Annotated in this window: 1 protein-coding gene and 1 pseudogene; both read right to left on the bottom strand. The window is 76.7% G+C overall.

Going from position 1 to position 605, the window contains the following annotated elements:
- A pseudogene (locus tag E6R62_RS38340) lies at positions 1 to 127 on the bottom strand (phosphoribosylamine--glycine ligase N-terminal domain-containing protein); the annotation flags it as partial.
- 25 nt (positions 128 to 152) lie between these two features.
- Positions 153 to 605: ribosome small subunit-dependent GTPase A (gene rsgA, locus E6R62_RS38335; protein ID WP_136217998.1), on the bottom strand; the 453-nt coding region annotated here is incomplete at its 5' end.

Raw genomic sequence — 605 nt, 5'->3', positions numbered from 1 at the left:
GTTCCGCGACCGAGCAGGTGCCCGCGTTGCCGGGTGCGCAGGCCAGCGCGCTCACCGCGGGGTCGGAGGAGAGCGCCACGCACAGGGCGTGCTCCCGGGCACCGGAACCGATCACGACCACGCGCACGGGGCGAAACTACCCAGGGCCCGGGTCAGCGCGGACGGTTGGGCTGCTCCCGCAGCGCGCGGGAGAAGGTGCGCAGCCGCGCGCGCTCCTGCGCCCGGGCCCGGGCGTCGACCCGGAGCAGCTGCCGGCGCGCCTCCGCCTGCAGCTTGCGCCAGGCGCGATAGCGGCCCGGGTCCAGCGAGCCGTCGTCCAGGGCGGCAGCGACGGCGCAGCCTGGTTCGGAGCGGTGCCCGCAGTCCCGGAACCGGCACTCCGCGGCGAGCGAGGCGACGTCGGCATAGGCGGTGTCGACGCCCTCGGCGTCGTCGTAGAGGCCGAGTTCCCGCATCCCCGGCGTGTCCACGAGCATTCCGCCGCCGGGCAGCAGGTGCAGCTCGCGCGCGGTGGTGGTGTGCCGGCCCCGGCCGTCGCTCTCGCGGATCTCCCGCGTCTCGGCCAGGGTCCGCCCGGCCAGGGCGTTGGCCAGGCTGGACTTGCC

The organism is Streptomyces sp. A1136 (assembly GCF_004795055.1).
Classification (GTDB): domain Bacteria; phylum Actinomycetota; class Actinomycetes; order Streptomycetales; family Streptomycetaceae; genus Streptomyces.
This window is presented reverse-complemented; position numbering and strand designations above follow the sequence as displayed.